The sequence below is a fragment of the Amorphoplanes friuliensis DSM 7358 genome (assembly GCF_000494755.1).
GTDB classification, from domain to species: Bacteria; Actinomycetota; Actinomycetes; order Mycobacteriales; family Micromonosporaceae; genus Actinoplanes; species Actinoplanes friuliensis.
Map to the genome: position 1 here is coordinate 3,219,612 of NC_022657.1, position 13,836 is coordinate 3,233,447.

Consider the following 13,836-nt stretch of genomic DNA (forward strand, 5'->3'; position numbering starts at 1 on the left):
AGATCAACTACTCAGTGGCGTCGGGGCGCCACGGGAGCGGAGAGACCGGCGCTGAAGAGCCGGTCGTCGACCTCGTTGAGGGACAGTTTCAGCGCGCCGAGGGCGACCGCGTCCGCACCGAGCGTGGAGGCGCGCACCTCGGGCGTCCGCAGGCAGAGGCGGTGGATCTCGCGGCGCAGCGGATCGAGGATGAGATCCGCCGAGCGGGAGAAGCCGCCACCGTAGACGACCACCTGCGGGTCGAGGGTGAGCACCAGCGCGGCGGTGCCGACAGCGAGGTCCTTGACGTACCGGTTGACGGCGGTTCGGGCCGCCTTGTCACCCGCCCGGGCGGCGTTGAAGACCCACGCGGCGGCGTCGTCGGGCCCGACGGTGCTGGGGACGCCGGGGCAGTTCTGCAGGTGTGCGGGCGCCTGGAGCCAGCGGATCGGCTTGAGCGCGCCGATCTCACCCGCGGCGCCGCCGAATCCGCGGCGCAGGACGCCGTCGATGATCAGGCCGGCGCCGGTGCGCATGCCGCCGAGCACGTAGACGATGTCGTTGGCGTCCTGCGCCGCGCCCTTCCAGCGCTCGGCCAGGGCCGCGAGCTTGCAGTCGTTCTCGACCAGGATCGGGCAGGCGAACCGCCCGCCCAGGTGCGCGGTCAGGTCGACGCTCTTCCAGCCGGGCAGCGGGGTGAAGAAGCTGGTGCGGCCGGTCGCGTCGACGGCGCCGGTGACCGCGATGGCGACACCCCAGATGTCGGCGGGTGTCTTGCCCGCCTCGGTGAGGCAGGCGTTGATGACCTCGTCGAGCTCGGCGAGGCGTTCGGTGGCACCGGCGTCGGCGGCGACGGAGTGGCGCACGCTGTGCACGATCGTCCCGTCGAGGTCGGAGAGCAGCGCCAGTATCTTGTGCACGCCGACGTCGACACCGAGGACGTGACCGGCGCCGGCCCGGAACTGGTAGCGGCGGGCGGGCCGGCCCACGACGCTGCTGGCGCCGGGCTCGAGAATGCTGGCCCAGCCGTCGGTGACCAGCCCCTGGGCGATGACGTCGACGGCGGGCCGGGACAGCCCGGTGCGCTGGGACAGTTCGGTGACGGTGGCCGCCGGGTGAGCGCGCAGGGCCCGCACGACGCTCAGGGAGTTGAGCTCCCGCAGCCGCGGCAGGTCGGCCCCGGCCGTCGCCATCTCAGTCAAGATCTTCCCCTAATACGCTACGAGCTTTACAAAATACCAGGGTCAGGTGATCGGGTACGCCTGTGCCGCGGGAGTGATCGCCGGGGTGAAGTCGACCTCCCGCCCGTCGACGGTCCAGACGTAACGGCTGCGCCGGGCGATCTCCGGCTGTGCCGACAGGTACGCCCGCAGGTCCTCGAGCTCGGTGGCCGTCAGCCAGCTCGGCGGGTCGGACAGTGCCCGGAACCGGCAGATGTCGGCCAGGTCGCGCAGCCAGCCGAGCTGCTGATCGGTGAGCAGGTTGAGCCGGCTGCGGAAGTAGACGACGTCCGGGTCGACCTCGGCCAGCGGCTGGTGCCAGAGCCGGTGCACGGTGTTGACCACGGCGTTGCGGGCCATGGCGTCGGACGGGTCGTCGGTGGCGTAGTTCTGCCACATCGGGGCGACGTCGGGGCCGCTGCGCAGGCCGTCGAGGATCCCGAGCGACGGCAGCAGGACGGCGCCGCTGCCGAGCAGGTAGACGTCGTCGCCGGCCACCCGGCGGACCAGGGCGAGGGCGTCGCGGTAGGTCTGCTCGCGCTCGGCGTCACCGGCGCGGACGCCCGGCACGGCGCCGGCGTTGATGAAGTCGAGCTTGAGGTACCGGAACCCCCACTCGTGCACGACCCGGTGGATCATCTCGCCGAGGTGGTCGAGCGTGGCCGGGCGGGACAGGTCGAGGGCGTGATAGCCGGTTCCCCAGTTGTTCCCGGCGATCACCGGCTCGCCCCGGGAGTCGCGCAGCAGCAGGCCGGGGTGCTGCTGCGCGAACTGCGAGCCGGGCAGGGCGATGAACGGCGCCAGCCACAGGCCGGGTGTCATCCCGGCGTCGCCGATGCGGTCGGCCAGGGCCTTCATGCCGGACGGGAACTTGTGGTTGGGCTGCCAGTCGCCGACCAGCTGCTCCCAGCCGTCGTCGACCTGCACCACGTCGAAGGGCAGGCCCTGCAGGTCCTGGACGTCCTTGGCCAGCTGCTGCTCGGTGATCGCCTCGTAGTAGGCGTACCAGGAGGACCACACGTTGCCGGCGCGGCGGCTGCTGCTGCCCAGCGAGGCGGCCAGGTGCCCGGTGTACGCGGCGAACACCTCCTCCTCGGGGCCGTAGGCGGCGAACCACGGCTGACCACCGTGCTCGTACCAGCCGGTGAGGGTGTCGTGGTCGGCCGCGAGGCGGGCGGTGCCCAGGCCCAGCGCCCCGAGCAGCAGGACGGTGCCGTCACCGGCGTCGAGGGCGGCCACCGCGGAGGAGTGGTGACGGGCCGGATCGTCCCAGACGTCGTCGTCGGCGGTGAGGCGTCGCTGGGGGTTGGCGATGCGCAGCGGGGGTTCGCTCAGCCGCCGCCACCCGCACGGGCTCCAGGAGTTCTGCCCGTGCCGGTAGAACAGGGCGTCGCCCAGTTCGTGCAGCAGCGCGACGCGCCCCGGCGGCAGGATCAGGCCACCGTCGGCGGCCTGCGGGCGGCCGGGGCCTTCGTGGACGAGGGCGAACGTGCGACCGGCGAGCTCGATGAGCGTTGCCATGGTTCTCCTTGGCGAAGGTGAGGACGTCGGTGTCTCCGGTGCGGCGGTGAGCGCCGCACCGGAGAGCTGCGGCCGGCTTACTTGAACAGCGCGTTGACCTGCTCGTTGGCCTTCTTCAAGGCGGTGGCCGAGTCGCTCTGGCCGAGCACGGACGACTGGATGGAGTCCTGCACGATCTGGCTGATCTCGTTGCCGTGCTCGGTGATCGGCAGGAAGAACGTGCCACCGGGCGCCTGCGCCTCGTCGACGAACGCCTGGACGTCACGGCCCTTGGCCTTGTGGGCCGCCAGGGACCGCTCACTCGCCGACTTGATCGCCGGGAAGACCACGCTGTTGTCGCCGACGATGTTCTGGCACTCGGGGGAGGCCAGGAACTTGACCCACTTCCAGGCCTCGTCCTTGTGCTCGGTGCCGGCCCAGATCGCGTCGGACAGGCCGTTGATCGGAGTCTTGCGGCCCTGGGGCCCGGCCGGCAGCGGCGCGAACGCGAACTTCGCCTTGGCGCTGTCACCGAGATAGCTGTTGATCATCCAGGAGCCCGCGGTGGTGACGGCGCCCTTGCCGGCGTTGAGCAGCGCGTCGCGGCTCAGCGTGGACGACTTGTCCAGCGGCGGGCTGTACCCCTTGGCGATCAGCGACTTGAACCACTCGATGGTCTGCGCGAGTGCCGGGTCGTCGTACTTGTACTGCGTACCCCAGGGATTTTTGTCGAGGTAGGTGAAGCCGGTGGTGGCGGCGAGGATGCCCCAGCCGTTCTGGCCCTGGGAGCCGTCGCCCCACTCGGGCAGCCAGCCGTACGTCTTGACCTTGGACTTGTCGAAGGCGGGGTCGAGACCGTCGCGGCCGCTGGTGTCGACGGTGGCCTTCGCGATGAGCTTCTCAAAGGTGCCGCCGTCCTGGGGGTTCCACGTCAGGTCGGCCAGGTCCGAGGCCTTCAGCCGGTCGGTGTTGTAGACCAGCGCGATGGTGTCCCAGTCCTTCGGCAGGCCGTACCGCTTGCCGTCCTTGGTGAACAGGTCGGCCAGGCCGGCCTGGTACTGGGAGAGGTCGACCTTGTCGGCGCTCACGTAGGGCTCGATGTCGAGGATCTGGCCCGCGCTGACGAACTGCGGGTAGTACGAGCCCTGGTTGGTCCACACGTCGGGGGCCTCGCCCGCCGCGAGCTGGGTGGTGAGGTTCTGCCAGTACTGCTCCCAGGCCGACTGCGTGATCTGGATCTTGATGTTCGGGTTGGCGGTGGTGAACGCGTCGGCGCACGCCTGGTAGGACGCCTTCTGGTTGTCGTCCCAGAGCCAGTAGTCGAGGGTGACGGCACCACCGGCGTCGTCGTCGGAGGCGGAGCAACCGGTCAGGCCGGCCGCGATGGCCAGCGACAGCAGGGCCGCTCCGGCGCGCGTTTTACGGGTCATCGGACTTCCTTTTCTGCAGGGGGACGGGGTCTCACTTGTTGCCGGTGAAGTTGAGGGACTGGACGAGGCGTTTGCCGACGAAGCCGAGCAGGACGAGGACGGGAAGGACCGACAGCGTCGAGGCGGCCATCAGCCCGGTCCAGTCGGGCTGGGTGTTGGGCGACTGCTGCAGGAACACCCCGAGCGCGACGGTGACCAGGCGGTTGTCCTCGCCGCGGCCGACCAGCAGGGGCCAGAGGAAGTCCTTCCAGGCCCAGACGGTGGTGGTGATCGCGATGGTGAGCAGTGGGCCCCGGCTCATCGGCAGGGCGATGCGCCAGAAGATGCCCCACGGGCCGTTGCCGTCCAGGACGGCGGCCTCCTCCACGTCGCGGGGCAGCGACAGGAAGAACTGGCGGAGGAAGAACACCGCGAACGGGGTCATCAGGATCGACGGCGCGACCATGCCGGCCATGGTGTTGATCAGGCCGAGATCCTTGACCAGGACGAAGTTGGGCAGCAGCGTGAAGATCGGCGGAACCATCAGCGCGCTGATCACGACGGCGAAGACCAGGTCACGCCCGGGGAAGCGCAGCCGGGCGAAGGCGTATCCGGCCATCGCGCAGAACAGCGTCTGGAACGACGCGATCAGCCCGCAGTAGATCACCGAGTTGAGCAGGTACCGCGCGAAGTTGATGTGGGCGCCCGAGCCGCCGGCCGCCCGCGCCTCCGCCTCGCTGGTCAGGCCGAGCACCCGGGCGAAGTTGATGAGAGTCGGGTCGTGCGGCAGCAGACCCGCGTTGTCGGTGTAGAGGTCGGCGGCGGGCGTCAGTGCCGTGCGCACCATCCACCAGAACGGGAAGACGGTGACCACGACGATCACGGCCACGACCACCCACGCCAGCAGCCGGCCGAGACTGAAGTTCTTCTTGCGCATGTGTCAGGCCCCTTACGCCAGGTCCGACCGGGACGCCCGCAACAGGCGCATCTGGATGGCGGTGAACACGCCGAGGATCAGGGCGAGGCAGACGGCCGCGGCGGCGGCGTACCCGAGGTGGAAGTACTTGAATGCCTGCTCGTAGATGTAGAGGTAGATGACGCGGGTGGCCGAGGCCGGATCGCCCTGCGTGGTGACCGCGATGGTGTCGAAGATCTGGAACGACCCGATCAGGGAGACCACGAGCACCAGCGCAAGAACGGGGCGCAGCAGCGGCAGGGTGATGCGCTGGAACATCCGCCACTCGCCGGCGCCGTCGATCGCGGCGCTCTCGTACAGGTGCTGCGGGATCTGCAGCATCCCGGCGTAGAGCAGCAGCGCGGTGTACCCGGTGTAGGCCCAGGTGTTGATGGCCGCGACCGACGGCATGGCCAGGGTGGCGTCGGTGAGGAAGCCGACCGGTGCCAGCCCGAGCGAGGTGATCAGGTGGTTGACGAAACCCAGGTTGGTGTCGAGCAGCCACATCCACAGGAGACCGACGGTGACGTTGGGGACCAGCCACGGCAGCAGCAGTGTCGCCCGCAGCAGGACCGAGCCCGTGAGCCGGTGCATCAGCGCCGCGATGCCCAGGGCCAGCAGCGTCTGTGAGGCGATGTTGAGGATGACGTACCAGGCCGTGACCTGCAGGGAGTGCCAGAACTGGTCGTCCTGCACGAGCTTGGCGTAGTTGTCCGCGCCCACGAACGAGGGCGTGTTGAGCATGGTGTAGTCGGTGACCGAGTACCAGGCGCCGCGGGCGGCCGGGTAGCCGTAGAAGATGACGAACCCCGCCGACACCGGCAGCAGGAACCACCACGCCGCGCGACGGTCGTCGCGCCGTTTTGTCGAGCTCATCCCTCGCCTCATATCCGTGTCCGGCTTGGCTCTTGCCAGCCGCGCCGTTCTCGAATAATGATGTAGACCTTCAATACTTTGTCAATACCTCCTCGAAATGAGCGCGTAACCCCGACCCGTGAACCCGACCCCGTGAAACCCGACCCCCATCGGAGATCCCCATGAAGTCACGTCCCGTCCGCCGGGCTCTGGCGGCCGTCCTCGCCGTTGTCCTCGGCAGCACGCTCGTCCCGGCCGCCGCGCAGGCCGCACCGGCCGGACCACCCCCACGCCCGGCCGCGCCGGCCACCCCCGACCCGGCGCTGCAGGCCCACCCGCTGACCGCCGCGCCCGGCCCGATCGACAACCCGCTCAAGGGCTTCGCGAAGTTCTACTCACCCGGCGCGAACCAGAACGTCGGTTATCCGCACGCGCTGACCTGGGGATACTTCGGCCTGTCGGAGGTCATGACCAACGCCTCGAGTTGCGGCAGCTACAACTGGTCCCTGATCGACAGCATGCTGGCCGAGACCGCGACCAACGGGAACCAGGCCGCGATCCGCATCTACCTGACCTATCCGGGCGGCACCGGCAGCCATCCCGCCAACGCGATCCCGGCCTGCTTCGCCGGTAACGTGGCCAACCGCTCCGACACGTACTGGAACGTCACGCACCCGGACTACAACAGCCCGTTCCTGATCACCGCGATGAAGAACTTCATCGCCGCGTTCGGCGCCCGCTACGACGGCGACCCGCGCCTCGGCTTCATCCACCTCGGCCTGGTCGGGCTCTGGGGCGAGTGGCACACCTGGCCGTACGACACCGACACGGCCGACGGCCTGCCGAACTACATGCCCACCGACGCCAACGGCGCCCAGCTGATCAGCGCGTTCGACACGGCGTTCACCACCACCAAGGTGGAGATCCGCTATCCGGACGTGGCCGGTGGTGCCGCGAACAGCCGCGACATCGGGTACCACGACGACTCGTTCTGCTACCGCGAAGGCTCACCGCTGCAGGGCGTGACCCTGCCGTCGTCGCTGGGCGGCGCGTCCTACTCGCAGCTGACCCGGACCCTGGCCACCGGGACCGAGAACAAGTGGATCACCAGCTCGATCGGGGGAGAGCTGCGGCCGGAGATCCAGTCCACGGCGTTCCAGTCCTGGCCCGGTGGCTCGGGCGCCGTCGACAACCTCAAGGCCTGCATCGAGCTCCTGCACGCCACCTGGATGATCAACGAGCAGAGCGGGAACTACGCCGCCGGTGACGCCAACGTGGGTGCCGCCGTCCGGCTCATGGGCTACAACCTCACCGTCGACAACGCCTACTTCACCAACACCGCTTCCGGTACGGCCAAAGTGGGCGTCCGCATCGCCAACAGCGGTGTGGCGCCGTTCTACTACCCGTGGACGGTCACCCTCGGGCTGAAGAACAGCTCCGGTGCCGTCGTCGGTACGTGGGACACGCCGTGGGATCTGCGTACCGTGCAGCCCCTGTCGATCCGGAACTTCCCCGAGTGGAACGCCGGCGGCGACCCCAGCTACCGCGACTTCGGGTACCGCCAGTACTTCCAGCAGAGTGTGAACCTCTCCGGTGTCGCCGCCGGTGACTACCAGTGGGTGATGCGCGTCAAGAACCCGCTCGAGACGGTCAGCGCCAACGCCAAGAAGCTGCGCTTCGCCAACGCCACCCAGCAGTCCGACGGCTGGCTCGGCCTCGGTGCGGTCACCGTCGGCACCTCCAACGGCGGCACGCCGGTCAGCTACGAGGCCGAGGCCGGGGGCAACACCCGGACCAACGGCGCCGTTGTGGCCGCCTGTGCCGCGTGCTCCGGCGGCTCCAAGGTCGGTTATGTCGGCAACGGCGCGACCCTGGTCTTCAACGGTGTCGCAGGCGGCACCGGCGGCAACCGCGCGGTGACCGTCCACTACACCTCGGCTGTCACCCGCACCGCCGTGATCAACGGCCAGACGGTGACGTTCCCGGCGACCGCCGACTGGAACACCGTCGGCTCGACCACCGTGACCCTGAGCCTGCCCGCGGGCACCACCACGATCTCCGTGGCGAACCCGTCCGGCTGGGCACCCGACATCGACCGCATCACGGTCGGCTGAGGAAACCCCATGAGAAAAGCACTCTTCGCCCTGCTCGTCCTGTTCACCCTGGCCGCGGGAACACCAGCCGTCGCTGCCCGGCCACAGTGGACACCGCAGACCTACACGGCCGCTCCGGCGGACAACCCCCTCAAAGGTTTCCTGCCCTTCGCCGGCGACTACGAGACCTTCCCGCACAGCATGGAGTGGTTCTATCTGCCGCTGAGCGACGTCATGACCGGACCGCGAAAGTTCGACTGGGACGCGTTCGACAGTCAGCTCGACGCCATCGCCGCCCGTGGCCACCAGAGTGTGTTCCGGTTCTACCTCGACTACCCCGGCCGGCCCAGCGGCATCCCGCAGTACCTGCTGGACGAGGGACTGCTCACCCGCCCGTACCCCGACTTCGGCAACAACGGCGTCAGTGTCGCCCCCGACTACAGCGACCCGCGCCTGGTCGCGGCCCTGGAGAACTTCATCACCGCCCTCGGCCGCCGCTACGACGGCGACCCGCGCATCGGCTTCCTCACCCTGGGCCTGATCGGCTTCTGGGGCGAGTGGCACACCTGGCCCTACGACGGCACGACCCAGCCGGAGAACTGGATGCCGGGCGACGACATCCTCACCCGCATCCTGCAGCGTTACGAGAACGCCTTCGACCGGACCCGGCTGCTGGCCCGCTATCCCAGCCCTTTGAACAAGAACCTCGACATCGGGTACCACGACGACTCGTTCGCCTTCGAGACGCTGCCACCGACGTCCTGGCACTTCGTCCAGCGGCTGATCGACGAGGGTGTCACCGGCAAGTGGCGCCGGGAACCCGTCGGCGGCGAACTCCGACCCGAGATCCAGTCCTGCCTGTGGGACCAGCCGGTCAGCTGCACGCAGTACGAGGACTACAGCGAGTCCGTCGACCAGACCCACGCGTCCTGGCTGATCAACCACGCCGCGTTCACCGGTACGGGCTTCACCGGTGAGAAGTACCAGCGGGCCGTGGCCGGTGCGCGGGCCTTGGGCTACGAGCTGACCGTCACGGCGGCCAAGCTCACCCCCGGCCGTGCCTCGGTACGCATCGCCAACCGTGGCGTCGCGCCCTTCTACTACGACTGGCCCGCCGAACTCGCCGCCGTCGACCGCTCGGGCCATGTCGTCCGGCGCTGGCCCACCCGCTGGACCGTCGACGGCATCCAGCCCGGCGACGCCCCTACGGAGCTGTCGGCGCGCATCACTACCCGGGGCCTGCGCCACGGCCGGTACGACATCGTCCTGCGCCTGCCCAACCCGCTGCCCGGCGGCACCCCGCTGCGCTTCGCCAACACCAGCCAGAACACCACCTCCGGCTGGCTTACCCTCGGTTCCGTGACCGCCCGATGACCGCCCCCGGTGCGCACCGGCGACTCGATCAGCTCACCGGCGAATGGGTGCTGGTGTCTCCGCAGCGCACCGCCCGGCCGTGGCAGGGGCAGGTGGAAGACACCAGCCCCGCGCCACGGCCGGACCACGACCCGGACTGCTACCTGTGCCCGGGCAACACCCGGGCGGCGGGGGCGGTGACACCCGCGTACCCGTCGACGTTCGTCTTCGACAACGACTTCGCCGCGCTGCTGCCGGCACCCGCCGGCCCGGGTCCCGGCCCGGACGGCCTGCTCGTCGCGGAACCCGTTCGTGGCATCTGCCGTGTCGTCTGCTTCGACCCCCGGCACAACGTCACCCTGAGCGGCCTGGAGATCCCGGCGCTGCGGCGGGTCGTGAACACCTGGGCCGCTCAGACCACCGAACTCGGCAGCCTCCCGTGGGTCCGCCACGTCCAGATCTTCGAGAACCGCGGCGCGATGATGGGCGCCAGCAACCCGCACCCGCACGGCCAGATCTGGGCCGAGGACAAGATCCCCGGCCTCCCGGCCAAGGAGATCGACAGGCAGCGCGCGTACGCCACCACGGGCGGCTGCCTGCTCTGCGACTACCTGAGCACCGAACTACGGGCGGGGCGGCGCATCGTCTGCCACAACGACGAGTACGTCGCCGTGGTGCCGTACTGGGCGGTGTGGCCGTACGAGACCTTGGTCCTGCCCCGCCGGCACGGCGGCGCCCTGCCCGATCTCGACGACGCGGGCCGCGAGGGTTTCGCCGACATCCTGCACCGGTTGACGTCCGGCTACGACCGCCTCTTCGGCGTCGAGTTCCCCTACTCGATGGGCCTCCACCAGCAACCCACCGACGGCTCACCGCACCCCGAACTCCACCTGCACGCCCACTTCTACCCGCCCCTGCTGCGCTCGGCAACGATCCGCAAGTTCATGGTCGGCTACGAACTCCTCGCCGGCCCCCAACGCGACATCACCGCCGAGGACGCCGCCGAACGGCTGCGAGCGGTCATGAAAAACAGGTGACCAGGGCTGCTGTCAGCAACCCTGGTCACCTGTCTTCGGGGGACGGGCGGTTACGCGGGTTCGATCCAGAGGTTGCGGTAGCGGACGTTGGCGCCCGGGTCGCCGTGGTCCTGGAGGCGGATGGGGAGGAAGTTCGGGCCCTCGGCCGCGCCGTTGCCGGTCGGGCCGTCGATGGCGATGTTGTTGTGGACGGTGGTGCCGTTCCAGACCACGGTCACGCGGGCGTCCTCGGTTTTGGTGGTGCCGTTCCAGCGGGCCGCCCGGAAGGTGACGTCGTAGGTCTGCCAGGTTTCCGGGGCGGTTCCGGCGTTCGCGGACGGCGCTCGTTTCAGGTAGATGGCGGCGCTGTCGTTGTCGGCCAGGGTGGCCTTGCCGAAGGTGTCGAGGACCTGCAGCTCGTAGCGGTCCTGGAGGTAGATGCCGCTGTTCGCCCGGGCCTGACCCGTGACGTCGGCCGGGAGGTTCGGCAGCCAGAACTCCGCGTGGAGCTTGAAGTCGCCGAACGTCTGCTTGGTGCGCAGATCACCGCCGAGCACCTCGGCCGAGCCGCCGGAGACCGGCCAGGTCGGTGCGGTGCCGTCGGCGTTCTGGAACGCCTGCAGGTTGCCGCCGTTGAAGAGCGTCACCCGGCTGGTGCCGTTGTGCGTCCACTTCTGCTGCGCCACGTCGGCGTACTCGTAGATCTGGACCTGGGTGCCGTCCGCCGTTGCGCCGCCGGCGACGTCGAGCACTTTGCCGGACTGGGGGTTGAGCAGCGATCCGTTGGATTGGGCCTGCCACACCTGGGCGGCGCCGGAGTTGCAGGTGTACAGCTGGACCTTCGTGCCGTTGGCGGTGCCGCCGTTGTCGATGTCCAGGCACTTGCCCAGCGCCCGCAGCGTGTCACCGTCGCGGGTCCAGCTCTGGGCGGACGAGCTGTTGCACGTGTAGAGCTGCACCTTGGCGTAGTTGGCGGCGTTCGCCTGGTCGATGTCGAGGCACTTGCCGCCGATACCGGTGAGGGTGCCGGTGCGGGGCGCCGTAGCTGTGCCCGTAGACGTACCGATGGCCAGGTTGTCGAGGTTGATGTTGCCGATGTCGCCGGTGTCCATCTTGTAGGCGATCGTGTTGCCGCCGGCCTTCAGGCTCACCGACTCCACCTTGGTGGTCCAGGTGTCCCAGTTGGCGGTGCTGGGCAGACTGACCTGACGGACCTTGGCGCCGTTGACGTAGAGACTCATCGTCTTGACACCCGCGGACGGGTTCGGGCCGTTGCTGTAGCGCAGCGTCGCCGGGTAGGTGCCGGCCGACGGGACGGTCACGCTGAACGTGGTGGCCGCCCCCACGGTGTCGATGCCGGCGACGAAGCCCGTACCGGTGTAACCGGGGTGGTCACTGGCCGTTCCGGCCCGGCCGCTGAGCCCGGCGTTCTCGGCCTCGACCTGGTCGGTGCGGACCGTGGTGCCGTCGGCCAGGCTGTTCAGGGTGTACCAGGCCTCGGTGCTCCACAGCGACGATCCCGTGGTCGAGGTGAACGGCCGCGGGGAGCGGACGTGCACGACCCGGCCCGGCTTGAGACCGGACAGCTTGAGCGTCACCTTGAGCCGGTCCGACGACAGCGTCGCCGAGGTGACCCCCAGCTGCTCCTCGTCGACCTTCGGCCCGCCGTACGCCGGTGTCGGGACGTAACGCCACTGCTCGGCCCGGTAGCGGGCGGCGAGCTGCGCCGCGGTGTCGGTCGAGACGGGCTGGGTGTACTCGAGCTCGAAGCCGCCGGCGACCGCGCGCATCGCCTTGATGTCGAAGACGCTCGTGCTGTTGGGGGTGAGCTTCTGCAGGCCGTAGGTCAGCTTGCCTTCCTGACCCCAGTTGCCGCCCGCGCCGAGCCCACCGGCGTAGATCGCGCCGTCCGGTCCCTGGCTCAGCCGGTGCACGCCCATCTCGAGGCCCTGCGTCAGGCGGAAGACCGCGCCCTGGTACTGGCCGTTGATCTTCTCCAGGAAGGCGCGCTGGATCCCTCCGTACGTGACGTCGCCGATCAGCATCTGCCCGGAGTACGGGCCGCTGTTGAGCAGCAGCGGGGTGCTCGGCGAGTTGGCGATCTCGTTCTGCGGCAGCCACAGGACCGGCTGCGTGACCGGCTGGCTGTCGTACGGGCCGTCCGGGTTGGTGTAGTGGTTGAAGAAGCGGTCCTGCTTGATCTGGAGCAGTTTCGAGGAGGGCAGCCAGCCGCCCTGGTTGTCGGTGACGAAGATGTCGCCCTCGGGTCCCCAGCCGATCCCGTCCGGGGTGCGCAGACCGCCGGCGACGTACTGCACCGCGCCGGTCGACCGGTTGATCTTCAGGCTGGTACCGCGGTTCGGTGAACCCTGCGGTTCGGTAGTGGCGCCACCGAGGTTGATCGACACGGAGAGGTTCAGATAGAAGAACCCGTCCTTGTACAGCAGACCGAACGCGAACTCGTGGAAGTTGCCGTCGAACGGCCACGTCGCGACGGTTCGGCGCTGGTCGAGAACGTCGTCGCCGTTGGTGTCGGTGAGCTCGGTCAGCTCGTGCTTCTGCGACACGTAGACCTTGCCGTCGACGATCTTCAGGCCCATCGGCTCGCGCAGTCCGGTGGCGATGCGCTTGGTGGTCACCTGGCCGGGCGAGGTGCTGCCCGTGACGTTGCTCAGGATGTAGACCTCCCCGGCGACGGTGTCGCTGCCGCCCCAGGTCGCGATGGCCAGGCGGCCGTCGGGGTACCAGTCCATCGCGGTCACCTGCGGCTGGAAGCCGTTCGGGCGCAGGTTGGTCAGCGTGAAGCCGGGGTGCACGGAGGTGAGCGGCAGACCGTCACCGGGGCTGTCCGCGGAGCCCTCGCACTCCTTGCGACCCGGCGCGGTCACGCGGACCACATCGGCATCCGTGCTCAGCGCCGAGGTCGGCACGACGGCGTAGGCGGTCGCGCCCGGGGGCCGCCACTCCAGCGTGAGCTGCTGGCCGCCGTCACGCTCGAAGAAGTCGATGTGCAGGGCGTGGTAGCCGGTGGTGAGCGCGATGCTGCCCTCGACGGCCACGACTCCGTGAGCGCCGTCGTTGTTGATGACCCTCGTGCTGTCGATCGTCAGGCGGGAGCCGTCGTCGCTGCTCAGCCGGAACGCGTAGGTGCCGGCGGTGGTGATGTTGACGTTGCCGATGACCTCGCTCTGGTAGCGGTCCTCGAGCCCGAAGTCTGCCGCCGTGGTCCAGTTGATCGTCGGCATGAGCTTGTCGATGTTGGGCGTCTGGCCCGGCTTCAGGGTGCAGATCGAGTCGCGCGACGTCTGCAGGTCGAAGGTCCGCAGCGTGACGCCGGGCTGCTGGGGCGGCGGAGCGGCAGCGGCGGCCGGTGTGGCGGGTAGCAGGGCTGCGAGGAGGACGGCGCAGGCCAGCAGGGGAGTGGGGAGTCGTGAGGGGACGGATCTCTTCATCGAG

At 69.3% G+C, this 13,836-nt stretch carries 9 protein-coding genes; 3 read left to right on the top strand and 6 right to left on the bottom strand.

The window, feature by feature from the left end:
* Positions 1–11: 11 nt before the first annotated feature.
* The 5 genes from AFR_RS15025 to AFR_RS15045 form a co-directional block, all read right to left on the bottom strand.
* The gene (locus tag AFR_RS15025; RefSeq protein WP_023361329.1) at positions 12–1,172 is read right to left on the bottom strand and encodes an ROK family protein; all 1,161 of its coding nucleotides are present in this window, start codon (positions 1,170–1,172) and stop codon (positions 12–14) included.
* Positions 1,173–1,223: 51 nt separating this feature from the next.
* On the bottom strand, positions 1,224–2,720 hold the full coding sequence (locus AFR_RS15030; RefSeq protein WP_023361330.1) for a glycoside hydrolase family 36 protein: 1,497 nt from the start codon (positions 2,718–2,720) through the stop codon (positions 1,224–1,226).
* Positions 2,721–2,797: 77 nt separating this feature from the next.
* Positions 2,798–4,129, bottom strand: coding sequence for an ABC transporter substrate-binding protein (locus AFR_RS15035; protein ID WP_023361331.1), 1,332 nt, complete (start codon positions 4,127–4,129; stop codon positions 2,798–2,800).
* Positions 4,130–4,160: 31 nt separating this feature from the next.
* Entirely contained in the window at positions 4,161–5,045 is an 885-nt protein-coding gene (locus tag AFR_RS15040; RefSeq protein ID WP_023361332.1) for a carbohydrate ABC transporter permease, read from the bottom strand.
* A 12-nt stretch (positions 5,046–5,057) separates the two neighbouring features.
* Positions 5,058–5,939 carry a carbohydrate ABC transporter permease gene (locus AFR_RS15045; RefSeq protein ID WP_023361333.1) on the bottom strand — a complete coding sequence of 294 codons (882 nt, stop codon included), beginning with the start codon at positions 5,937–5,939 and terminating at the stop codon, positions 5,058–5,060.
* A gap of 161 nt (positions 5,940–6,100) precedes the next feature.
* Between AFR_RS15045 and AFR_RS15050 the strand changes: the two genes are divergently transcribed.
* From AFR_RS15050 to AFR_RS15060, 3 genes are read left to right on the top strand one after another with little or no spacing between them, the layout of a single operon-like run.
* Positions 6,101–8,032 (top strand): DUF4832 domain-containing protein, encoded by a 1,932-nt coding sequence (locus tag AFR_RS15050; protein ID WP_023361334.1) that lies wholly within the window; start codon positions 6,101–6,103, stop codon positions 8,030–8,032.
* Positions 8,033–8,041: 9 nt separating this feature from the next.
* Complete coding sequence (locus tag AFR_RS15055) at positions 8,042–9,385, top strand: DUF4832 domain-containing protein (RefSeq protein WP_023361335.1); 1,344 nt, start codon at positions 8,042–8,044, stop codon at positions 9,383–9,385.
* Complete coding sequence (locus tag AFR_RS15060; RefSeq protein ID WP_023361336.1) at positions 9,382–10,401, top strand: UDP-glucose--hexose-1-phosphate uridylyltransferase; 1,020 nt, start codon at positions 9,382–9,384, stop codon at positions 10,399–10,401. Before AFR_RS15055 ends, AFR_RS15060 begins: the two co-directional genes overlap by 4 nt.
* Before the next feature lie 50 nt (positions 10,402–10,451).
* Here the strand turns inward: AFR_RS15060 and AFR_RS15065 are convergent, their stop codons facing one another.
* The gene (locus tag AFR_RS15065; RefSeq protein WP_023361337.1) at positions 10,452–13,832 is read right to left on the bottom strand and encodes a 3-keto-alpha-glucoside-1,2-lyase-like domain-containing protein; all 3,381 of its coding nucleotides are present in this window, start codon (positions 13,830–13,832) and stop codon (positions 10,452–10,454) included.
* Positions 13,833–13,836: the final 4 nt, after the last annotated feature.